Genomic DNA, 22864 nt, shown 5'->3' on the forward strand with positions numbered 1-22864 from the left:
CAATGAAAATCAAAGAGCAAACTAGGAAGCTAGCCGCAGGCTGTACTTGAGTACGGCAAGGTAAAGCTAACGTGGTTTGAATTTGATTTTCGAAGAGTATTAGGCGATTTCCAGTAGCTTCTCTAATAAGAAAAAGGCTGGAATTTTATAATCCCAACCTCTTTTCATACTCAATGAAAATCAAAGATCAAACTAGGAAACTAGCCGCAGGCTGTACTTGAATACGGCAAGGCGACGTTGACGTGGTTTGAAGAGATTTTCAAAGAGTACAAAAGAATAGAAAAAAGAAGTTGAGAAAATAAATCCCAACTTCTTTTGTTTCTTAACGTGATACGCGGCGACGAGCTGCTTTTTTTCGGTTTTCTTCGATGAAAGCTGCTTTTTGCTCTTCTGGTTCGATTACTTTCTTTTTAAATGCGTATACTGCACCTGCGACTGCAGCGACAGTTCCTGCGACACCTGTTACAAGACCTTTAGCGAATCCTTTAGCCATGAGTCTTCCTCCTTTATTTTCTTAATCAGCCAGCCTCCTCAAGAGGTCACATTTTTCTGACTGACCTTTTTGTGTTATAATAATAGTAACGAAAAAATGGGAATTTTTCAAGGAAAAAAGATGAAAACAAAAATAATTGTGATTGTTGGACCGACTGCAGTTGGAAAGACAGCTCTAGCCATTGAAATTGCAAAGCGTTTTAATGGTGAAGTGGTTAGCGGTGATAGTCAGCAGGTTTACCGAGGTCTAGATATTGGGACGGCTAAAGCTAGTCTAGAAGAGCAGGCGGCTATTCCCCATCATTTAATCGATGTTAGAGAGGTAACCGAGTCTTACTCGGCTTTTGATTTTGTTTCAGAAGCTAAGACAGCCATTGAAGATATTCAAAATCGGGGTAAGCTAGCCATTATTGCTGGTGGGACTGGACTTTATATCCAGAGCTTGCTAGAAGGTTATCACCTGGGTGGGGAGACTCCCCATGAGGAGATTTTAGCTTATCGAGCTAGTTTGGAGCCTTATACAGATGAGGAACTGGCTCATCTGGTGGAGCAAGCTGGCCTTGAGATTCCCCAGTTTAATCGTCGTCGTGCTATGCGTGCCTTGGAAATTGCCCATTTTGGTCAGGATTTGGAAAATCAAGAGAGTCTATATGAACCGCTGATTATCTGCTTGGATGATGAACGCAGTCAATTATATGAACGTATCAATCGCCGCGTGGATTTGATGTTTGAGGCTGGGCTTTTGGATGAGGCCAAGTGGCTTTTTGACCATTATCCAGATGTGCAGGCTGCTAAAGGAATTGGCTATAAGGAACTTTTTCCATATTTCCGTGGGGAGCAAACTTTGGAGGAAGCTAGTGAGAGTCTCAAACAGGCTACCCGTCGTTTTGCCAAGCGTCAGTTGACCTGGTTCCGTAATCGCATGCAGGTCACCTTTTATCAGATTGGAGAAGCTGGTGTGCAAGACCGCATTTTAAACCAGATAGAGGAGTTTTTAGATGATTGATACGGAAAAAAAAGAGGAGCGAGTCCTGCTCATTGGTGTGGAATTGCAGGGCATGGACAATTTTGACCTCTCTATGGAAGAATTGGCCAGTCTAGCCAAGACAGCTGGTGCAGTCGTTGTAGATAGCTACAGACAAAAACGTGAAAAATATGATTCCAAGACCTTCGTCGGCTCTGGTAAGTTGGAAGAAATAGCCCTCATGGTGGATGCAGAAGAAATCACCACTGTCATCGTCAACAACCGTCTGACTCCACGGCAAAATGTCAATTTAGAAGAAGTTCTGGGTGTTAAGGTTATTGACCGTATGCAGTTGATTTTGGATATCTTTGCCATGCGGGCTCGAAGCCATGAAGGCAAGCTCCAAGTCCACCTAGCCCAACTCAAATACCTCTTGCCTCGTTTGGTTGGTCAGGGGATTATGCTCAGCCGTCAGGCAGGGGGAATTGGTTCCCGTGGACCTGGTGAAAGTCAGCTGGAGCTGAACCGTCGTAGCGTTCGCAATCAAATCACGGATATCGAGCGCCAGCTCAAGGTGGTTGAGAAAAATCGGGCGACTGTCAGAGAAAAACGTCTGGAGTCGAGCACTTTTAAGATTGGTTTGATTGGTTACACCAATGCTGGGAAGTCAACTATAATGAACACCTTGACCAGCAAGACCCAGTATGAGGCTGATGAGCTCTTTGCGACTCTGGATGCGACGACTAAGAGTATTCATCTGGGGGGCAATCTCCAAGTAACTTTGACAGATACCGTGGGCTTTATCCAAGATTTGCCGACAGAGTTGGTATCCAGTTTCAAGTCAACCTTGGAGGAAAGCAAGCATGTAGATCTTCTGGTTCATGTTATCGATGCCAGCAATCCTTACCACGAGGAGCATGAAAAAACGGTCCTTTCCATCATGAAAGACTTGGACATGGAGGATATTCCTCGCCTGACACTTTATAATAAAGCGGATTTGGTGGAGGATTTCACGCCTACCCAAACGCCTTATGCCCTCATTTCTGCCAAGTCTGAGGATAGTCGTGAGAATTTGCAGGCTTTGTTTTTAGAGAAAATCAAGGATATTTTTGAATCTTTTACACTGCGAGTGCCTTTTTCAAAGTCCTACAAGATTCATGATTTAGAAAGTGTTGCAATTCTGGAAGAACGTGATTATCAGGAAGACGGCGAAGTGATTACAGGCTACATTTCCGAGAAAAATAAATGGAGGTTCGAGGAATTTTATGACTGATATTAAAACTTTGGCTTTAAAGTATGGAGGTTATACAAGTCTGGATAAGGTCTATCTGGATCAACTTCTAGCTGGAAAGACAGATCAAGAGCAGTTGGCCATTATTACACCTCCGCCCAGCGTAGTCAATGCTTACTTTGCAGAACTCTATCAGAAAAAGAGTCCTGAGGCTGCGACGGATTATTTTGCAGAAGTCAGTCAGGAACTGAATCTTTACAATACTGAGCCAAGTTTCACCCTAGAAAATAAGCCTTTTATTCGGCTTAATCTATCTGGTAAATCCTTTGGTTTTTGTTATGAGAGTGAGGGTCTTGGTCGAATTTTCTCTGAAAATAAGGAGAAGATCTCGGATGACTTGCTCTTTGAAATTGCGCAAATTTTCCCCCATCAACTAGTCTTTGAAGAGTCTGGTAAGATTTATATGAAGGCTGTCGGGGACGAGGAAGTTGTTAGCATGGAGAGTTTAACAGCTTTGACTGATTTGGAAAGTTTGGCTGATGGTCGCAAGCGTCTTAAAGGTTACAGCCAAGAGGAGTTATTACAAGAAGCTACTGCTTTTTCTGGCAAGCGCTATTTCCGATCGGAAAACCGCACAGCCATGTTATATATTGATTAATTAGAAAGTATCGAATGGATATTCAATTTTTAGGAACGGGGGCTGGTCAGCCCTCTAAAGCCCGCAACGTTTCAAGTCTCGCCCTGAAACTCTTGGATGAGATTAACGAAGTCTGGCTCTTTGACTGTGGAGAAGGTACGCAAAATCGCATCCTGGAAACCACAATTAGACCACGTAAGGTCAGCAAAATTTTTATCACTCATCTGCATGGAGACCACATTTTTGGCTTACCAGGTTTCCTTTCTAGTCGAGCCTTTCAGGCCAATGAAGAGCAGACAGATTTGGAAATCTATGGACCTCAAGGCATCAAATCTTTTGTATTGACTAGTCTACGTGTGTCAGGTTCGCGCCTGCCTTACCGTATTCATTTTCATGAGTTTGCCCAAGATTCTTTAGGAAAAATCTTTGAGACCGATAAATTCACTGTGTACGCGGAAGAATTGGATCATACTATTTTCTGTGTTGGCTATCGTGTCATTCAAAAGGACTTGGAAGGAACGCTGGATGCTGAAAAACTCAAGGCTGCTGGTGTCCCATTTGGCCCACTTTTTGGAAAAATCAAGAATGGTCAGGACGTTGTTCTCGAAGATGGGACTGAAATCAAGGCAGTAGACTATATCTCAGCTCCTCGTCCGGGTAAGATTATTACCATTCTGGGTGACACCCGAAAAACCAATGCCAGTGTACGTCTAGCTATCAATGCCGATGTCCTGGTTCATGAATCCACTTATGGCAAGGGCGATGAAAAAATTGCTCGTAACCATGGCCACTCAACTAATATGCAAGCTGCACAAGTAGCAGTAGAAGCAGGTGCTAAACGCCTCTTGCTCAATCATATCAGTGCTCGCTTCCTCTCAAAAGATATCAGCAAACTCAAAAAAGACGCTGCTAGTGTTTTTGAAAATGTCCATGTGGTCAAAGACTTAGAAGAAGTGGAAATCTAAAAGATTGAGAAAGGATAAGTATGCTTACTATTCTCATTACCGGAGCTAGCGGTGGCTTAGCTCAAGAAATGGTCAAATTCTTGCAAAACGACCAACTCATCTTGCTTGGTCGAAATAAGGAAAAATTAGCCCAACTCTACGGAAACCATCCCCATGCAGAATTGATTGAAATCGATATTACCGATGATTCAGCCTTAGAAACTCTGGTAGCAGACCTCTATCACCGCTATGGCAAGATTGATGTTTTAATAAACAACGCTGGTTACGGGATTTTTGAGGAATTTGACCAGATTTCTGACCAAGATATTCACCAGATGTTCGAGGTTAATACCTTTGCCCTGATGAATCTGTCTCGTCGCCTTGCAGCTCGTATGAAGGAAAGCCGAAAAGGTCATATCATCAATATCGTCAGCATGGCAGGTTTAATCGCTACTGGCAAGTCTAGTCTCTACTCAGCAACCAAGTTTGCGGCTATTGGTTTTTCAAATGCCTTACGCCTCGAACTCATACCCTATGGAGTCTATGTGACGACAGTCAATCCAGGACCAATCCGTACAGGATTTTTTGACCAAGCCGACCCAGATGGGACTTATCTTAAGTCGGTTGATTGCTTCCTGTTGAAACCAGATGCAGTTGCTAAAAAGATTGTCAAGATTATAGGGAAAAACAAACGAGAACTCAATCTTCCTGTTTTGTTGAACCTAGCCCATAAGTTTTATACTCTCTTCCCCAAGCTAGCTGATAAGTTGGCAGGGGAAACTTTTAATTATAAGTAAAAAGAACCAATGTGCAGGTTGTTGCTAGCCTACATATTGGTTCTTATCATTTCTCAACTATCAAACTGGACTTCTTCTAGGAGATAGTCGATAAAGCGTTCGCCCATCTTAGATAGGCTGGTTTTTTCATGCTGGATATAGACCAGCTCAATTGGGTCATCAATATCCAGTGGGATAGAAACGATATTGTCTCCGTTGAGGTTGCTGTTCAAAATCCCCGTCGCAATAGTATAACCATCCAAACCAATCAAGAGATTAAAGAGGGTAGCACGGTCACTAACCACGATGGATTTCTTGTGGTGCTCTTGGGAAAGGATTTCTTCTGAAAAGTAGAAGGAGTTGTGCGTTCCTTGGTCATAACTCAGATAAGGGAAGTTTTCCAAATCAGACAGTTTCACCTTGTCTTTCTTTGCCAGAGGGTTGGTCTTGCTGACAAAGATATGGGGCTGCGCTGTGAAGAGATGGTGAGCCAGTAGGTGATTGTCATCCAGCATCTTAGTTAAAACATCACGGTTGTAGCTGTTTAAAAATAGAACACCGACCTCACTACGGAAGTTCTTGACGTCGTCGATAATTTCCCAAGTACGAGTTTCACGAAGGAAGAGCTCGTATTTCTCCATATCGCTTTTCTTGAGTAGCGATACAAAGGCATTGACCACAAAGGCATAGTGTTGAGATGAAACGCTAAAGAGTTCACGGTGGGCGACAGGATTTTTATAGCGTTCTTCCAGAAGTTGGGTCTGCTCGACAACCTGACGGGCATAAGAGAGAAACTCCATCCCATCACGGGTCAAGGTGATACCCTTAGGATTGCGGATAAAGATCTCAATCCCCATTTCATTTTCTAAATCTCTCACAGCATTGGAAAGACTAGGTTGAGTGATAAAGAGTTGCTTGGCTGCCTCATTCATGGAGCCAGTTTCGACGATTTTGATAATATAGTGTAATTGTTGAATTCTCATGTTTTTATTGTACCACACTTGCGTCAGAATCGCCAAAGAAGATAGGAAAATCAGGAGCATTGTGTGAGTCTCTTCTTGAAAAAAACACAAAATTTTGCTAGAATAAGTCTTATGAAAACATTCTATGATGTGCAGCAATTCCTCAAACGATTTGGTATTATTGTTTATATGGGAAAACGCTTATATGATATTGAACTGATGAAGTTGGAGCTCTCTCGGATTTACGATGCAGGGCTGATGGACAAACTGGATTATCTGGAAGCGGAAGCGGTTCTTCGCAGAGAGCACAAGGTAGAATTGGATTATATTGAGAAAAATGGAGAAATGAACTAATGGTTACTTGGATTTTGTGGGCACTTATACTAGCAATGTTGGCATGGATGGGCTTTAACTATCTTCGTATTCGCCGTGCGGCTAAAATCGTAGACAATGAGGAATTTGAAGCCTTGATTCGTACGGGTCAATTGATTGATTTGCGAGACCCAGCTGAATTCCACAGAAAACATATCCTTGGTGCCCGCAATATTCCTTCAAGTCAGTTGAAGACGAGTCTTGCAGCCCTTCGTAAGGATAAACCTGTCCTTCTCTACGAAAACCAACGTGCGCAACGAGTTACAAATGCAGCTCTTTACTTGAAAAAACAAGGCTTTTCTGAGATTTATATCCTTTCTTATGGCTTGGATTCTTGGAAAGGGAAAGTCAAAGTTGAGAAATAAGAAAACGAGCTTGGATATTTCCGAGCTCATTTTTTAACCACTTTTTCTGAGAAAGTCACGAATACTTGCCAACTCTTCTGAGTTTAGGGGACGATAGTCTCCTGCTTGAAGATTTTCATCCAAGCTCCAAGGCCCAAAATGGGTGCGTTTGAGTGAGGTCACTTTGACACCAACCGAGAGGAACATTTTCTTGACTTGATGAAATTTTCCTTCTGAAATGGTGATAGAGGCTTGACTGAGGGAAGGACTTGCAGATAGAATCTCTAATCTTGCAGGTTTACAGATAGTGCCATCTAAAAAGACAATTCCCTTTTGAAAGGCTTGGATATGGTCAGGTGTCAGAAGTCCATTAACCTCAACCTGATAAGTTTTATCGACATGATATTGGGGATGGAGGAGTTGAAAGCCCAAGGGACCGTTATCGGTCACGAGGAGGAGACCAGTCGTATCTCGGTCCAGTCGACCGACGGCATAGAGTTTGTCAGATTGGATGTCAGGCGGAAGGAGGTCCATGATGGTTTGGAGTTCCTTGTCCTTGTTGGCTGTAACGAAACCAGCAGGCTTATGAAGCATCAGATAGGTGTGCTCATAGCCTTGAATTATTCGGTCCTGAAAAAGGAGTTCTTGTAGTCCTGTATCGATATTCTGAGCTAGGGAGCGGGCTGGGTGACCATCGACTAGAATGTTCCCTTTGAGTAAGGCTTGTTTCATGGCCTTTCGGCTGATTTTTTCTTGGGCTAATAAATTATCTAAACGCATACTGTGCCTATCTTATCATAAGTTGTATGCTTTGAAAAGGCTTGACGTGAAAAGAAAAGCATAGTGAAAACATTTACACTTGCTTGAATTATGTTATTTACTTGAAATTATGGTATAATCGTTCAGTTAGAAAATAAATTTTGAATATTATAGAGGAAATCATGACAAAATTAAGAGAAGATATCCGTAACATTGCGATTATCGCCCACGTTGACCACGGTAAAACAACCCTCGTTGACGAATTATTGAAACAATCAGAAACGCTTGATGCACGTACTGAATTGGCTGAGCGTGCTATGGACTCAAACGATATCGAAAAAGAGCGTGGAATTACCATCCTTGCTAAAAATACAGCCGTTGCCTACAACGGAACTCGTATCAACATCATGGACACACCAGGACACGCGGACTTCGGTGGAGAAGTTGAGCGTATCATGAAAATGGTTGACGGTGTTGTCTTGGTCGTAGATGCCTACGAAGGAACAATGCCACAAACTCGTTTCGTATTGAAAAAAGCTTTGGAACAAGACCTTGTCCCAATCGTGGTTGTCAACAAAATCGATAAACCATCAGCTCGTCCAGCAGAAGTAGTGGATGAAGTCTTGGAACTTTTCATCGAGCTTGGTGCAGATGACGACCAGCTTGATTTCCCAGTGGTGTATGCTTCAGCTATCAACGGAACTTCTTCATTGTCAGATGATCCAGCTGATCAAGAAGCTACGATGGCACCAATCTTTGACACGATTATTGACCACATCCCAGCTCCAGTAGATAACTCAGATGAGCCTTTGCAGTTCCAAGTCTCACTTTTGGACTACAATGACTTCGTTGGACGTATCGGTATCGGTCGTGTCTTCCGTGGTACTGTTAAGGTTGGGGACCAAGTTACCCTTTCTAAACTAGATGGTACAACGAAGAACTTCCGTGTTACAAAACTCTTCGGTTTCTTTGGTTTGGAACGTCGTGAAATCCAAGAAGCTAAAGCAGGTGACTTGATTGCCGTTTCAGGTATGGAAGACATCTTTGTCGGTGAAACTATCACTCCGACAGACGCAGTTGAAGCTCTTCCAATCCTACACATCGATGAGCCAACTCTTCAAATGACTTTCTTGGTCAACAACTCACCATTTGCTGGTAAAGAAGGTAAATGGGTGACTTCTCGTAAGGTGGAAGAACGCTTGCAGGCAGAATTGCAAACAGACGTTTCCCTTCGTGTTGACCCAACTGATTCACCAGACAAATGGACTGTTTCAGGACGTGGAGAATTGCACTTGTCAATCCTTATCGAAACAATGCGTCGTGAGGGATATGAACTTCAAGTATCTCGTCCAGAAGTTATCGTAAAAGAAATCGACGGTGTTAAATGTGAGCCATTTGAACGTGTTCAAATCGATACTCCAGAAGAATACCAAGGGTCTGTTATCCAAAGCCTTTCTGAACGTAAGGGTGAAATGTTGGATATGATTTCAACTGGTAATGGTCAAACTCGTTTGGTTTTCCTTGTTCCAGCGCGTGGTTTGATTGGATACTCAACTGAGTTCTTGTCAATGACTCGTGGTTACGGTATCATGAACCATACCTTTGACCAATACTTGCCATTGATTCCAGGTGAAATTGGTGGTCGTCACCGTGGTGCCCTTGTTTCTATCGACGCTGGTAAGGCTACAACATACTCTATCATGTCTATCGAAGAACGTGGTACGATTTTTGTCAACCCAGGTACTGAAGTTTACGAAGGAATGATCATCGGTGAAAACTCTCGTGAAAATGACTTGACAGTTAACATCACTAAGGCGAAACAAATGACCAACGTTCGTTCAGCTACTAAGGACCAAACAGCTGTTATCAAGACACCTCGTATCTTGACACTTGAAGAGTCTCTTGAGTTCTTGAACGACGATGAGTACATGGAAGTAACGCCTGAGTCTATCCGTTTGCGTAAACAAATCCTTAACAAAGCAGAGCGTGAGAAAGCTAACAAGAAGAAAAAATCAGCTGAATAAGAGCTAGAAAGAGAGAAAGATGGTCTATTTAGTCCTAGGGATTTTACTGCTCCTACTCTATGTATTTGCGACACCAGAAAGCATTAAAGGGACAGTCAATATCGTCGCTATGGTATGTATTTTAGTGGCACTCTTGATTTTGTTGGCTCTATCTTTTCTGAAAATTTTTCAATTACCAACAGAAATGTTCCTAGCAATAGCCATGTTAATCCTAGCTTACTTTAGTGTGAGAGACATCACACTCATGCCAGTCAAAAAAGGTAAAAGAAGATAAAAAGAGAGTTTCAGCTCTCTTTTTTTGGTAGGAATTTTACAATAGTTTGAATTGTTTTTTACTATAACATCATCTCTTTTGCTTGGATAATATGAATGGGAAAAACTTGAATAAAATTCGTTAATGACATCTATTTTTTGGGGAACTGTAAAACTCTATTACTAACAATATTTTAGTAAAATATGTTGATAAATTATATAGAAAGTGATATACTTAAGTTATAAGAAATCGTTTTCAAAATAAGAAAGGATTAAATTTATACTCAATGAAAATCAAAGAGTAAACTAGGAAACTAGCCGCAGGCTGTACTTGAGTACGGCAAGGCGACGTTGACGCGGTTTGAAGAGATTTTTGAAGAGTATTGTTGTCTTGGTGCTCAGGGTGTGATGGATTAAACTAGGAAAATAATTCTAAGAATTTATAAAAGATAAAATCTTTTTCTATAGGGTTATTCTCTTATACAAGGAGTCTACTATGAAGAAACTATTCATATTATTATCAACTTTTTTTCTCAGCTTCTTCCTTGCTTGGATTATTGTCTTACGTGCGCCACAATATTTATATGCAAGCTATGATTCCGTCTCTTTACTTCGTGTCAAAAAAGATACTCAGGAACCGACGCGTGAGATATTTGAACAGGAATTGGAGAATTTTGCAAACTCAGAACAGAGTTTAATAGCTAGAAGAATTGTAGAGCCGAGTAAGGATGGGACGACCAACTTTACTTATGCAACTTATGGTCAGGGAACTTTACCAAAAGAATTCCAAGAAGCTAGCCAAGAAAGTCGTGAACGTAGTGATCCGCTAAATAGTTATCTCCTTTTGTCAGGCTCCTTGACGAAAGAAAAGCTTGCCGATAAATTAGGAGATTTGGGTTATAAAGCAATTGCTGACAGAAAGACACCTCCCTATTCCCTTGCTTTTAGAATGTTACTAATTCCCCTTATTTTAATTAGTTTAGCAATATTTGGCTTATCTTTCTTTGCTTTAGTGATTATCACTCGGATTAAGGAAATGAGAGCAGCAGGTATAAAACTCTTTTCTGGTCAGACTCTCTTATCCATCATGGGGCATTCTTTATCGACTGATATTAAGTGGCTCCTTCTATCAGCCCTCCTTTCCTTCCTAGGTGGGGGAGTCGTTCTTTTTAGTCAAGGTTTGTTTTATCCTATCTTGTTAGCCACCTATGGTTTTGGGATTAGTTTCTATCTGTTGTTTTTATTGGGTATTTCAATTTTACTAATGCTCCTTTATCTAATGAGTTTGAGTTATAAAGCATTAGTTCCTGTTATTAAGGGAAGATTACCCCTTAAACGCTTGATGGCTTTAACCCTATTGTGTCAGTTAGTAGCTGTTTTTACAGTGGGCTACGCTGTTAAGACAGGCTTGACATCTTACCAACGATTGAAAGAACTTGAAATTTCAAAACAAGCATGGCAGGACAGAGCAGACTATTATCAAATTTCTTTTGGCTTAGGTGATAGAGTAAAAGATACAGAAAATCAGAGCAAGTGGTATGCCTTTGCCAAGGAAGCAATCGAAGAAGAACAAGCTCTTTATGTAAAGGATAATCTGTTCCATTTTGCCAATCCTCAAGGAAAAAATGAACAGGGAGAGACACTGGATACCTATAGTCCAGATGCTAATGTTCTCTATGTCAGTCCAAGTTATTTGGACAAGGAAAATGTACCTGTAAATGGTGAGACTAGACAGAAACTAGCTCATCTTCAAAAAGGTGAATTTGGACTCTTATTACCAGAATCTCTTCGTTCACAGGAAGCAGAACTTAAGAAAGCTTTTGAAGAAAGATTGAGTTATTATGGAAAATCTGGTGAGGAGGCAAGCGCTCCTTTAGAGTATGAAATGAGAGCGATTGTTAGCTATCTTCCAACAGGAGAGAAGCGATTTATTTATAATAACGGTGAAAGCCCAGTATCCATTCAGTACTTAACCGATCCGATTTTAGTTGTATTTACTCCAACATCTACAGGTGATAGTTTCATTTCAAAATATGTTTGGTCTATCAATGCTGGAAAACAACTTTTTATCAAAGGATATGAGAGTGGGCTAGAACTCTTGAAGAAAGCTGGAATTTATGAGCAAGTATCCTATCTTAAAGAAGGAAGAAGTGTTTATCTAACTCGTTATAATGAAGTTCAAACTGAAACAGCAACTTTAATCTTAGGAGCTATTGTGGGGATAGCTAGTTCCTTGTTACTCTTTTATTCTGTCAATCTTCTATATTTCGAGCAATTCCGCCGAGATATTTTGATTAAACGAATTTCAGGTTTACGATTTTTTGAAACACATGCTCAGTATATGGTTAGTCAATTTGCCAGTTTTGTATTTGGTGCTAGTCTCTTTATTTTAAGCAGTCGAGACTTGGTGATTGGCTTGCTCACTTTATTAGTCTTTCTAGCTAGTGCAGTTTTGACGCTTTACCGTCAAGCTCAGAAAGAATCTCGTGTTTCTATGACAATTATGAAAGGAAAATAGGATGATTGAACTAAAGAATATATCTAAAAAATTTGGAAGCCGTCAGCTATTTTCAGATACGAATCTTCATTTTGAAGGTGGGAAAATTTATGCCTTAATCGGAACAAGTGGCTGTGGTAAGACAACACTCTTGAATATGATTGGACGATTAGAGCCATATGATAAAGGACAAATCATCTATGATGGCACTTCTCTTAAGGACATCAAGCCTTCTGTTTTCTTTAGAGATTACTTGGGATACTTATTTCAAGATTTTGGCTTAATTGAAAGCCAAACCGTCAAAGAGAATCTCAATCTGGGTTTAGTTGGTAAAAAGTTGAAGGAAAAAGAGAAAATCTCTTTGATGAAACAAGCTCTAAACCGTGTTAACCTCTCTTATTTAGATTTAAAGCAGCCTATCTTTGAATTATCAGGAGGAGAAGCACAACGTGTTGCACTAGCGAAGATAATTTTAAAGGATCCACCTTTGATTCTCGCAGATGAACCAACCGCTTCACTAGACCCCAAAAACTCTGAGGAATTACTTTCTATCCTAGAATCTTTAAAAAATCCGAATCGGACCATTATTATTGCGACCCACAATCCTCTGATTTGGGAACAAGTGGACCAAGTCATTCGAGTTACCGATTTATCACATAGATGATATGGTAAGATTCATACTCAATGAAAATCAAAAAGCAAACTAGGAAGCTAGCCGCAGGCTGTACTTGAGTACGGCAAGGCGAAGCTGACGTGGTTTGAAGAGATTTTCGAAGAGTATCAGTTAGAAGAAAGAGTCACAAACACACTTTGTGGCTTTTTTATTTCCATAAAAATGGTAAAATAGTAGGAGTAGAAATGGAGTTCGAGACATGAAAGTAATAGATCAATTTAAAAATAAGAAAGTCCTTGTTTTAGGTTTGGCCAAGTCTGGTGAATCTGCAGCTCGTTTGTTGGATAAGCTGGGTGCCATTGTGACAGTAAATGACGGGAAACCATTCGAGGACAATCCAGCTGCGCAAAGTTTGCTGGAAGAAGGGATCAAGGTCATCACAGGCGGTCATCCTTTGGAACTCTTGGATGAAGAGTTTGCCCTTATGGTAAAAAATCCAGGTATCCCTTACAGCAATCCCATGATTGAAAAGGCTTTGGCCAAGGGAATTCCAGTCTTGACTGAGGTGGAATTGGCTTATTTGATTTCTGAAGCACCGATTGTTGGTATTACTGGTTCGAATGGTAAAACAACCACAACGACTATGATTGGGGACGTTTTGACTGCTGCTGGGCAACATGGTCTTTTATCAGGAAATATCGGCTATCCAGCCAGTCAAGTGGCCCAAACTGCGTCAGACAAGGACACGCTTGTCATGGAGCTTTCTTCTTTCCAACTCATGGGAGTTCAAGAATTCCATCCTGAGATTGCGGTTATTACCAACCTCATGCCAACTCATATCGATTATCATGGTTCTTTTGAGGAATATGTAGCAGCTAAGTGGAATATCCAGAACAAGATGACAGCAGCTGATTTCCTTGTTTTGAACTTTAACCAAGACTTGGCAAAAGAATTGGCAAGAAAAACACAAGCTACAGTTGTACCATTCTCAACACTTGAAAAGGTTGATGGAGCTTATTTGGAAGATGGTCAGCTCTACTTCCGTGGGGAAGTAGTCATGGCAGCGAATGAAATCGGAGTTCCAGGTAGTCACAATGTGGAAAATGCGCTTGCGACTATTGCTGTAGCCAAGCTTCGTGGTGTTGATAACCAGATCATCAAAGAAACTCTTTCAGCCTTTGGTGGTGTCAAACACCGTCTCCAATTTGTGGATGCAATCAAGGGTGTCAAATTCTATAATGATAGCAAGTCAACCAATATCTTGGCTACTCAAAAAGCCTTGTCAGGATTTGACAACAGCAAGGTCATTTTGATTGCAGGTGGTTTGGACCGTGGTAATGAGTTTGACGAACTGGTGCCAGATATTACTGGACTCAAGAAGATGGTCATCTTGGGTCAGTCTGCAGAACGTGTCAAACGGGCAGCAGACAAGGCTGGTGTGGCATATGTGGATGCGACTGATATTGCAGATGCGACCCGCAAGGCCTATGAGCTTGCGACTCAAGGAGATGTGGTTCTTCTTAGTCCTGCTAATGCCAGCTGGGATATGTATGCTAACTTTGAAGTACGTGGCGACCTCTTTATCGACACAGTAGCGGAGTTAAAAGAATAATATGAAAAAAATTGTCTTTACAGGTGGGGGGACAGTTGGACACGTTACCCTCAATCTTTTGTTAATGCCCAAGTTCATCGAAGATGGCTGGGAAGTCCACTATATCGGGGACAAGCGTGGTATCGAACACCAAGAAATCCTCAAGTCAGGTCTGGATGTTACCTTCCATTCCATTGCTACTGGAAAATTGCGTCGTTATTTCTCTTGGCAAAATATGCTGGATGTCTTCAAAGTTGGTTGGGGAATTATCCAATCTCTCTTTATCATGTTGCGACTTCGTCCACAGGCCCTTTTCTCAAAAGGGGGCTTTGTCTCAGTACCGCCTGTTATCGCTGCGCGTGTGTCAGGAGTGCCAGTCTTTATTCACGAATCTGACCTGTCTATGGGCTTGGCCAATAAAATCGCCTATAAATTTGCGACCAAGATGTATTCAACCTTTGAGCAAGCTTCAAGTTTGTCTAAGGTTGAGCATGTGGGAGCAGTGACCAAGGTTTCAGACCAAAAAACTCTAGAACCCGATGAATTGGTGGATATTCAAACACACTTTAATCCCCAATTGCCAACTGTATTGTTTGTCGGCGGTTCTGCAGGTGCTCGTGTCTTTAACCAATTGGTGACAGACCATAAGAAAGAACTGACAGAGCGCTACAATATTATCAATTTAACTGGAGATTCTAGCCTGAACGAGTTGAGCCAAAATCTTTTTCGTGTTGACTATGTGACCAATCTCTATCAACCCTTGATGGAATTGGCTGATATTGTTGTGACACGTGGTGGTGCTAATACGATTTTTGAGCTCTTGGCCATGGCAAAATTGCATGTTATTGTGCCACTTGGTCGTGAAGCTAGTCGTGGAGACCAGATTGAGAACGCAGCCTACTTTGTAAAAAAAGGCTATGCAGAAGAGCTTCAAGAAAGTGATTTGACTTTGGATAGTTTGGAAGAGAAGCTGTCTCACTTACTAAGCCACAAGGAAGAATACAAAGCTAAGATGAAGGCTTCTAAGGAATTGAAATCTCTAGCAGATTTTTATCAACTGTTGAAAAAAGATTTATCATAAGGAAAGTAAATGTCAAAAGATAAGAAAAATGAGGGCAAAGAAATCCTCGAAGAATTTAAAGAGTTATCAGAATGGCAGAAACGGAACCAAGAATATCTAAAAAAGAAGGCTGAAGAAGAGGCAGCCCTAGCTGAGGAGAAAGAAAAGGAAAGACAAGCTCGAATGGCTTCAAAATCTGAAGATTCAGATGAAACTGAAGACCAAGAGAGTGAATCTAATCCAAAGGATCCAGAATCAGCTAAGGAAGAGTTTGAAGAAAAAGTAGAAGCCCCAGAGGGTGACAAAGAGGAAGAAGAGATAGAAGAATCAGGGGCTAAAGAGGACGAAGAACAGGATAAAAAGCTTGCTAAAAAGGCTGCAAAGGAAAAACTAGCCAAAGCAAAGATTCCTGGCCTCCATATCTTGCGAGCCTTCACGATTTTATTTCCAAGTCTGCTTTTATTGATTGTCTCTGCCTACCTACTCAGTCCTTATGCGACCATGAAGGATATTCGTGTTGAGGGAATGGTGCACACTACGGCTGATGATATTCGACAGGCTTCAGGCATTCAGGATTCGGATTATACGATTAGCCTTCTGCTAGACAGGGCAAAATATGAAGAGCAGATTAAGTCTAACTATTGGGTTGAATCAGCTCAACTTGTCTATCAATTTCCAACCAAGTTCACTATCAAGGTCAAGGAATACGATATTGTGGCCTACTATGTTTCTGGTGAAAATCATTATCCTATTCTTTCCAGCGGTCAGCTTGAGACCAGTGCTGTGAGCTTGGTTAGTCTCCCAGAAACTTATATATCAGTTCTCTTTAATGACAGCGAACAAATCAAGGCTTTTGTCTCAGAACTTGCTCAAATTAGCCCAGAACTCAAGGCTGCTATCCAAAAGGTGGAATTAGCTCCCAGCAAGGTCACTTCCGATTTAATTCGATTGACCATGAATGATTCGGACGAAGTCTTGGTTCCGCTTTCTGAAATGAGTAAGAAACTGCCTTATTACAGCAAGATTAAGCCTCAATTGTCAGAACCGAGTGTGGTCGATATGGAAGCTGGAATTTACAGTTACACAGTGGCGGATAAATTGATTATGGAAGCTGAGGAAAAAGCCAAACAAGAGGCTAAGGAAGCCGAGAAAAAGCAGGAAGAAGAACGTAAACGTTTAGAAGAAGAACAGAAAAAACAAGAGGAAGAGAGCAATCGAAACCAAACGACCCAGCGCTCATCGCGTCGCTAGTCTTACCTTTTCTCCTATAGCTCTTTAGTGACCATATTTTTACTTGACAAGTGCTGGTAGAAATAATAGAATAGTAAAAAACCTTTAAAGCAGTCCAGAGAGGCAGCTAAGGTTAAACGGTGAAAGGGTGGAGACTACCCATTTTTCGTGGAACCTTGCTGTTGGCAGGTTCCTTTTTTCGTGGCTTCTTGTGGCCAGACTCTCTCACTAGCAAAGGTAAAAGGAGAAACCTATGCGAGAACATCGTCCAGTTATTGCTCTTGATTTTCCTAGTTTTGAGGTGGTCAAGGAATTCTTAGCTCTTTTTCCAGCAGAAGAAAGCCTTTATCTTAAGGTAGGGATGGAGCTTTATTACGCAACGGGGCCTGAGATTGTGTCTTACTTGAAAGGCCTGGGGCACAGTGTCTTTTTGGATCTCAAGCTGCATGACATTCCTAATACAGTCAAGTCAGCCATGAAGGTCTTGTCTCAGCTTGGTGTGGATATGACTAATGTTCATGCGGCTGGTGGTGTAGAGATGATGAAGGCGGCGCGTGAAGGTCTTGGAAACCAAGCCAAATTGATCGCTGTAACGCAGCTCACATCAACATCAGAAGCTCAGATGAAGGAGTTCCAAAATATCCAAACTAGCCTGCAAGAGTCTGTGATTCATTATGCTAAGAAGACAGCTGAAGCGGGATTAGATGGTGTTGTCTGCTCGGCTCAGGAAGTGCAAGTCATCAAGCAGGCTACCAATCCAGATTTTATCTGTCTGACACCGGGGATTCGTCCAGCAGGTGCTGCAGTTGGAGACCAAAAACGCGTCATGACACCTGCTGATGCCTATCAAATCGGCAGTGACTATATCGTAGTGGGACGTCCCATTACCCAAGCTGAGGATCCTGTTGTAGCTTATCATGCCATCAAGGATGAATGGACACAGGACTGGAATTAAAGAACTAGATTAGAAAAATAAAAGGAGAAGACCATGACACTTGCTAAAGATATTGCTAGCCACCTCTTAAAAATCCAAGCCGTTTACCTCAAACCAGAGGAGCCTTTCACTTGGGCCTCTGGTATCAAGTCACCCATTTATACGGATAACCGTGTGACATTAGCCTATCCAGAAACTCGTACCCTAATTGAAAATGGCTTTGTAGATGCTATCAAAGAAGCCTTTCCAGAGGTAGAAGTGATTGCAGGAACTGCAACAGCAGGGATTCCACACGGAGCTATTATTGCTGACAAGATGAATCTGCCATTTGCCTATATCCGTAGCAAACCAAAAGACCACGGAGCTGGTAATCAAATTGAAGGCCGTGTAGCTCAAGGTCAAAAAATGGTAGTGGTTGAAGACCTCATTTCAACTGGTGGTTCTGTTCTTGAAGCCGTAGCAGCAGCTAAACGCGAAGGAGCAGATGTACTTGGAGTTGTAGCGATTTTTAGTTACCAATTGCCAAAAGCAGATAAGAACTTTGCAGATGCTGGTGTTAAACTTGTGACGCTTTCTAACTACAGTGAACTCATTCACCTAGCCCAAGAAGAAGGATATATCACACCAGAGGGACTCGATCTTCTAAAACGCTTTAAAGAAGACCAAGAAAATTGGCAAAACGTTTAAAACATAGAAAATCAGGTGGTTGCTAGGATTACCTGATTTTGTTTTTAATACTAGAAAATGAAAAGATTATTTGAATTTCCATAACTTAAGAAAGTTTATCATTTTTAATTATCTCTGTAAAATGATTGAAAGCATGAAATTTCCAAACAAAATATTTGAAAAATTTTGAAAAAAGAGTTAAAATATTTTTGTAATATAAAAAGCAAACGCTTACTTATTAAGGAGGGCATTTTATGTCATACAAAACAAGCAATGCAGAAGGGCATGTAGATTTCATCAATACCTATGATTTGGAGCCCATGGCGCAAAAAGTGATCCCTAAAGCAGCATTTGGCTATATCGCCAGTGGAGCAGAGGATACTTTCACTTTAAGAGAGAATATTCGTGCTTTTAACCACAAGCTCATCGTTCCTCATACACTTTGCAATGTAGAAAATCCAAGTACAGAGATTGAATTTGCAGGCGAAAAATTGTCTTCACCAATCATTATGGCGCCTGTTGCGGCTCATAAATTGGCAAACGAACAAGGTGAAGTGGCGACTGCGCGTGGTGTGCATGAGTTCGGTTCGCTTTATACAACTAGCTCATACTCTACTGTTGACCTTCCAGAGATTTCTGAAGCCCTTCAAGGGACACCACATTGGTTCCAGTTTTACTTTAGTAAGGATGACGGTATCAACCGCCACATCATGGACCGTGTGAAGGCTGAAGGCTATAAAGCGATTGTCTTGACGGCAGATGCTACTGTAGGGGGTAATCGTGAGGTTGATAAGCGTAATGGGTTTGTCTTCCCAGTTGGCATGCCGATTGTTGAAGAATACCTGCCAGAAGGTGCTGGTAAATCAATGGACTTTGTTTACAAATCAGCTAAACAACGCTTGTCTCCACGTGATGTAGAATTTATCGCTGAATACTCTGGTCTTCCTGTGTATGTCAAGGGACCACAATGCCGTGAGGACGTTGAACGTTCGCTTGCTGCAGGAGCTTCTGGTATCTGGGTAACCAACCACGGTGGTCGTCAAATCGACGGTGGACCAGCTGCCTTTGACTCGCTTCAAGAAGTGGCAGAAGCAGTTGATAAACGTGTGCCAATCGTCTTTGACTCTGGTGTTCGTCGTGGTCAACATGTCTTTAAAGCCTTGGCTTCAGGAGCAGACTTGGTAGCTATTGGTCGTCCGGTTATCTATGGTCTGGCTCTCGGCGGTAGTGTTGGTGTGCGTCAAGTCTTTGAACACTTGAATGCAGAATTGAAGACAGTCATGCAATTGTCTGGAACTCAGACCATTGAAGATGTCAAACACTTCAAGCTCCGTCACAATCCATACAACCCAACCTTCCCAGTTGACCCACGTGACTTAAAATTGTATTGATAAAATGCTTGCCTCCACTGAATGTGGAGGTTTTTGGTTATGTATTAGAAGTTTAAATAAGATCAATCTGTATCAAGAAAACTATATAAAGATATTTTTCGGTCAAATATCTTGCTAGGGCTTTCATTTTTTGCTATACTGGTGCAGTAATTAAATAATAAAGACATTTGGGGTGCTTTAGGCTGAGATGATACCCATTGAACCTGATACAGTTAAGACTGGCGAAGGGAAATGTGAACAGTTTTTTCGTATGGTGAAATGAACGATCTAATCTTGTAAGTCAACTCTAATTCTTGATTGTAATTGGAGTTTTTTTGTTTATATAAAACTGGATAGGCTTGTTTAGGTAGCTCTCTGCAAATGCCCTAGATTTTCTTTAACAGGGTCAAGTGAAACTAGGATTTTGCTTGGTATTTTATTGATTACTAAGGAGTAAAGAGAGGAAAAATAAATATGGAAACACAGATTTATGCATTTCAGCCAGGTTTGACTGTTGGAGAATTATTAAAAAGTAGTCAGAAGGATTGGCAGGCTGCTGTCAATCATCGTTTTGTCAAGGAACTTTTTGCAGGGACAATTCAGAATAAGGTCTTAAAAGACTACCTAATTCAAGATTATCACTTCTTTGATGCCTTCTTATCCATGCTGGGTGCCTGCGTAGCCCACGCAGACCAGCTTGAATCCAAGCTTCGTTTTGCCAAGCAACTAGGTTTTCTTGAAGCAGATGAAGACGGTTATTTCCAAAAGGCTTTCAAAGAGTTAAAAGTATCTGAGAATGACTATCTGGAAGTGACCTTGCACCCTGTAACAAAAGCCTTTCAGGATCTTATGTATTCGGCAGTGTCTTCATCAGACTATGCCCATCTTTTGGTCATGCTGGTCATTGCAGAAGGTCTCTATTTAGACTGGGGTTCTAAAGATTTGGCTCTACCTGAAGCCTACATTCATTCGGAATGGATCAATCTCCACAGAGGTCCTTTCTTTGCAGAGTGGGTTCAATTTCTTATTGACGAACTCAATCGTGTCGGGAAAGGTCGAGAAGATTTGACAGAACTTCAGCAACGCTGGAATCAAGCGGTCGCTTTAGAATTGGCCTTTTTTGATATTGGTTATGACGCCTAGAGAAAGTTTAGGATATTTACAAATTTGATGAGGTACATCATTCAATGTAAATGAAAAAAATTTCTTAACAAAAGATAGAGATAAATCGAAATCAGTATATCGTATAAAGTGAAAAGGAAGAATTTCAATATGACAAGTTTAAAATTATTAAAAGAAAAAGCACCATTAGTCATTTGTATCACCAATGATGTAGTAAAAAATTTCACAGCAAATGGATTAGTAGCACTGGGTGCATCACCAGCCATGAGTGAGTTTCCAGCAGATTTAGAGGATTTGTTAAAGTATGCTGGAGGATTATTGATTAACATTGGGACTTTAACGGATGATAATTGGAAGCTGTACCAAGAGGCATTAAAAATAACTGAAAAATATAATGTACCTGCAGTATTAGATCCTGTAGCCTGTGGAGCGGGAGCTTATAGAAAAAAAGTATCAGATGATTTAATAAATAATTACAAACTGGCAGCTATTAGAGGAAATGCAGGAGAGATTGCATCTTTAGTCGGCATAAATGTAGCCTCTAAGGGAGTAGACAGTGCAGGAGTAGATAATATTGATGAAATTGCTTTAGCAGCAAATGCTAAGTTTAATATTCCAATAGTAGTAACTGGGGAGGTTGATGCTATTGCTGTTAATGGTGAGGTAGTGACTATCCATAACGGAAGTGCAATGATGCCGAAAGTTATTGGAACAGGATGTTTATTAGGAGCTGTATTAGCGAGCTTTATAGGACTAGAAAAAGGACAAGAATTGAAATCTTTAGAAACAGCAATGTTAGCATATAATATTGCTGGGGAAATGGCAGAAAAGCGTCCTAATGGACATCTACCAGGAACGTTTAAAGTTGAATTTATTAATGCATTATATGAAGTTACTGATAAAGATATAGAAACATTTAAAAAGGTGAAATAAGATGTTTAATAAAGAACTATTAAAATTATATTTTATTTGTGGAACGACTACTTGCTTAGGTAAGGATTTATATACAGTTGTTGAAGATTCTTTAAAAGGTGGTATAACTTTATTTCAATTTCGAGAAAAAGGTAAAGGTGCTTTAGAAGGTAAAGAAAAACTGGAATTAGCAATAAAACTTAAAAAACTTTGTAAAAAATACAATGTACCGTTTATCGTAAATGATGATATAGAGTTGGCATTAGAAATAGATGCTGATGGGGTTCATGTAGGACAAGATGACCTAGGTGTTGATGAAATTAGAAAATTGATGCCAGATAAAATAATTGGTCTTTCTATAAAAAACGAGAAAGAATTTCAACAGTCAAAAGTTGAATATGTAGATTATGTTGGTGTTGGTCCTGTATTTGATACCCAGTCAAAAGATGATGCTGGTGGCGCTATAGGTTATGAAGGTCTTAAATTGATGAGAAAACTATTGCCACAAATGCCCTTAGTTGCAATTGGTGGGATACAGACGCAACATATTAAAGACATTATGAAGACCAATGTTGACGGTGTTTCAATCATTTCAGCAATATCGTATGCAAAAAATATAGAAAAAACTGTTCGAGAAATGAGTGAACAATAGGTATCTATCCTTGGATTCTAAGTAAGTGGAAGTTTTCCTTTTCTAAAAAGATATGTCCAGATTCAGCTTGAATGGCTAATTCATCAAACAGGTCATTTGTTTTTTGCAAAAGAAAGATCTGCTGTCTTTGTGAGTGCAAGGCTGTATTTCCAGTTCAATTTCTTGAACTAGTATAAAATGTGTGTTATAATAATCACATAATTAAATAATAAAGACATTTGGGGTGCTTTAGGCTGAGATGATACCCATTGAACCTGATACAGTTAAGACTGGCGAAGGGAAATGTGAAACGCTTTTTTCGTATGTCGAAAAGAACGGTCTAATCTTGTAAGCTGAACTCTAATTCTCGTTTGTAATTGGAGTTTTTTTGTTTATTAAAAGAGGATAGTCTGGACGTTAATACTCAATGAAAATCAAAGAGCAAACTAGGAAACTGGCCGCAGGCTGTACTTGAGTACGG

The 22864-nt window shown here is 40.7% G+C and carries 23 protein-coding genes and 2 riboswitches; of the genes, 20 read left to right on the top strand and 3 right to left on the bottom strand.

The annotated features are described in order from the left end of the window. Nucleotides 1-322: 322 nt before the first annotated feature. On the bottom strand, nucleotides 323-493 hold the full coding sequence (locus HT714_RS08890) for a DUF3042 family protein (protein WP_001051780.1): 171 nt from the start codon (nucleotides 491-493) through the stop codon (nucleotides 323-325). A 120-nt stretch (nucleotides 494-613) separates the two neighbouring features. Between HT714_RS08890 and miaA the strand changes: the two genes are divergently transcribed. From miaA to HT714_RS08915, 5 genes are read left to right on the top strand one after another with little or no spacing between them, the layout of a single operon-like run. Then, nucleotides 614-1498 (top strand): tRNA (adenosine(37)-N6)-dimethylallyltransferase MiaA, encoded by an 885-nt coding sequence (gene miaA / locus HT714_RS08895; RefSeq protein ID WP_173225376.1) that lies wholly within the window; start codon nucleotides 614-616, stop codon nucleotides 1496-1498. Beyond that, nucleotides 1491-2729 carry a GTPase HflX gene (gene hflX, locus HT714_RS08900; protein WP_173225373.1) on the top strand — a complete coding sequence of 413 codons (1239 nt, stop codon included), beginning with the start codon at nucleotides 1491-1493 and terminating at the stop codon, nucleotides 2727-2729. Before miaA ends, hflX begins: the two co-directional genes overlap by 8 nt. Then, on the top strand, nucleotides 2722-3345 hold the full coding sequence (locus HT714_RS08905) for a cystathionine beta-lyase (protein WP_173225370.1): 624 nt from the start codon (nucleotides 2722-2724) through the stop codon (nucleotides 3343-3345). Before hflX ends, HT714_RS08905 begins: the two co-directional genes overlap by 8 nt. A 14-nt stretch (nucleotides 3346-3359) precedes the next feature. Next, on the top strand, nucleotides 3360-4289 hold the full coding sequence (rnz, locus tag HT714_RS08910; protein WP_173225367.1) for a ribonuclease Z: 930 nt from the start codon (nucleotides 3360-3362) through the stop codon (nucleotides 4287-4289). 20 nt (nucleotides 4290-4309) lie between these two features. After that, complete coding sequence (locus tag HT714_RS08915; protein ID WP_173225364.1) at nucleotides 4310-5065, top strand: SDR family oxidoreductase; 756 nt, start codon at nucleotides 4310-4312, stop codon at nucleotides 5063-5065. A gap of 53 nt (nucleotides 5066-5118) precedes the next feature. On the opposite strand, the gene HT714_RS08920 is transcribed toward HT714_RS08915, so the two are convergent. Further along, nucleotides 5119-6027, bottom strand: coding sequence for a LysR family transcriptional regulator (locus HT714_RS08920; RefSeq protein ID WP_001222592.1), 909 nt, complete (start codon nucleotides 6025-6027; stop codon nucleotides 5119-5121). 63 nt (nucleotides 6028-6090) lie between these two features. Here HT714_RS08920 and HT714_RS08925 point away from each other — a divergent pair, with 63 nt between their 5' ends. Both HT714_RS08925 and HT714_RS08930 read left to right on the top strand, forming a co-directional pair. After that, nucleotides 6091-6360: a YqgQ family protein gene (locus tag HT714_RS08925; protein WP_173225362.1), complete on the top strand. Its 270-nt coding sequence runs from the start codon at nucleotides 6091-6093 to the stop codon at nucleotides 6358-6360. After that, the gene (locus HT714_RS08930) at nucleotides 6360-6743 is read left to right on the top strand and encodes a rhodanese-like domain-containing protein (RefSeq protein WP_000259257.1); all 384 of its coding nucleotides are present in this window, start codon (nucleotides 6360-6362) and stop codon (nucleotides 6741-6743) included. The genes HT714_RS08925 and HT714_RS08930 overlap by 1 nt, the downstream gene beginning before the upstream one ends. A 33-nt stretch (nucleotides 6744-6776) precedes the next feature. On the opposite strand, the gene HT714_RS08935 is transcribed toward HT714_RS08930, so the two are convergent. Then, complete coding sequence (locus HT714_RS08935) at nucleotides 6777-7502, bottom strand: 16S rRNA pseudouridine(516) synthase (RefSeq protein ID WP_173251828.1); 726 nt, start codon at nucleotides 7500-7502, stop codon at nucleotides 6777-6779. A 161-nt stretch (nucleotides 7503-7663) separates the two neighbouring features. On the opposite strand from HT714_RS08935, the gene typA reads away from it, so the two are divergent. The 13 genes from typA (at nucleotide 7664) to thiE (ending at nucleotide 22404) form a co-directional block, all read left to right on the top strand. Then, the gene (typA, locus tag HT714_RS08940) at nucleotides 7664-9505 is read left to right on the top strand and encodes a translational GTPase TypA (RefSeq protein ID WP_000164111.1); all 1842 of its coding nucleotides are present in this window, start codon (nucleotides 7664-7666) and stop codon (nucleotides 9503-9505) included. Between the two features lie 19 nt (nucleotides 9506-9524). Continuing rightward, nucleotides 9525-9779, top strand: a complete 255-nt coding sequence (locus HT714_RS08945) for a DUF3165 family protein (RefSeq protein ID WP_000262797.1) — start codon at nucleotides 9525-9527, stop codon at nucleotides 9777-9779. Nucleotides 9780-10253: 474 nt separating this feature from the next. Beyond that, nucleotides 10254-12275, top strand: coding sequence for a bacteriocin-associated integral membrane family protein (locus HT714_RS08950; protein WP_173225356.1), 2022 nt, complete (start codon nucleotides 10254-10256; stop codon nucleotides 12273-12275). Nucleotide 12276: 1 nt separating this feature from the next. Continuing rightward, nucleotides 12277-12918 (top strand): ABC transporter ATP-binding protein, encoded by a 642-nt coding sequence (locus HT714_RS08955; protein WP_000571283.1) that lies wholly within the window; start codon nucleotides 12277-12279, stop codon nucleotides 12916-12918. A gap of 208 nt (nucleotides 12919-13126) precedes the next feature. Then, nucleotides 13127-14479 carry a UDP-N-acetylmuramoyl-L-alanine--D-glutamate ligase gene (gene murD / locus HT714_RS08960; RefSeq protein ID WP_173225353.1) on the top strand — a complete coding sequence of 451 codons (1353 nt, stop codon included), beginning with the start codon at nucleotides 13127-13129 and terminating at the stop codon, nucleotides 14477-14479. A 1-nt stretch (nucleotide 14480) separates the two neighbouring features. Beyond that, nucleotides 14481-15539 carry a UDP-N-acetylglucosamine--N-acetylmuramyl-(pentapeptide) pyrophosphoryl-undecaprenol N-acetylglucosamine transferase gene (locus HT714_RS08965; protein WP_173225350.1) on the top strand — a complete coding sequence of 353 codons (1059 nt, stop codon included), beginning with the start codon at nucleotides 14481-14483 and terminating at the stop codon, nucleotides 15537-15539. 9 nt (nucleotides 15540-15548) lie between these two features. Further along, nucleotides 15549-16769: a cell division protein FtsQ/DivIB gene (locus tag HT714_RS08970; protein ID WP_173225347.1), complete on the top strand. Its 1221-nt coding sequence runs from the start codon at nucleotides 15549-15551 to the stop codon at nucleotides 16767-16769. A 232-nt stretch (nucleotides 16770-17001) separates the two neighbouring features. Beyond that, a complete protein-coding gene (pyrF, locus tag HT714_RS08975) occupies nucleotides 17002-17703 on the top strand; it encodes an orotidine-5'-phosphate decarboxylase (RefSeq protein ID WP_173225344.1) in 702 nt (233 codons plus the stop codon). Between the two features lie 33 nt (nucleotides 17704-17736). Continuing rightward, entirely contained in the window at nucleotides 17737-18369 is a 633-nt protein-coding gene (pyrE, locus tag HT714_RS08980; protein WP_173225341.1) for an orotate phosphoribosyltransferase, read from the top strand. 233 nt (nucleotides 18370-18602) lie between these two features. Further along, nucleotides 18603-19739, top strand: a complete 1137-nt coding sequence (gene lctO, locus HT714_RS08985) for an L-lactate oxidase (RefSeq protein WP_088791092.1) — start codon at nucleotides 18603-18605, stop codon at nucleotides 19737-19739. Nucleotides 19740-19897: 158 nt separating this feature from the next. Further along, nucleotides 19898-19986, top strand: a riboswitch (TPP riboswitch). 206 nt (nucleotides 19987-20192) lie between these two features. Further along, nucleotides 20193-20861, top strand: coding sequence for a TenA family protein (locus HT714_RS08990; RefSeq protein WP_173225336.1), 669 nt, complete (start codon nucleotides 20193-20195; stop codon nucleotides 20859-20861). 129 nt (nucleotides 20862-20990) lie between these two features. Then, nucleotides 20991-21773 (top strand): hydroxyethylthiazole kinase, encoded by a 783-nt coding sequence (gene thiM, locus HT714_RS08995; RefSeq protein ID WP_173225333.1) that lies wholly within the window; start codon nucleotides 20991-20993, stop codon nucleotides 21771-21773. Between the two features lies 1 nt (nucleotide 21774). Further along, a complete protein-coding gene (gene thiE / locus HT714_RS09000) occupies nucleotides 21775-22404 on the top strand; it encodes a thiamine phosphate synthase (RefSeq protein ID WP_166731202.1) in 630 nt (209 codons plus the stop codon). A gap of 209 nt (nucleotides 22405-22613) precedes the next feature. Beyond that, nucleotides 22614-22702: riboswitch (TPP riboswitch) on the top strand. The last annotated feature ends 162 nt before the right edge of the window (nucleotides 22703-22864 follow it).

The organism is Streptococcus sp. 3705 (assembly GCF_013277145.1).
GTDB lineage: Bacteria > Bacillota > Bacilli > Lactobacillales > Streptococcaceae > Streptococcus.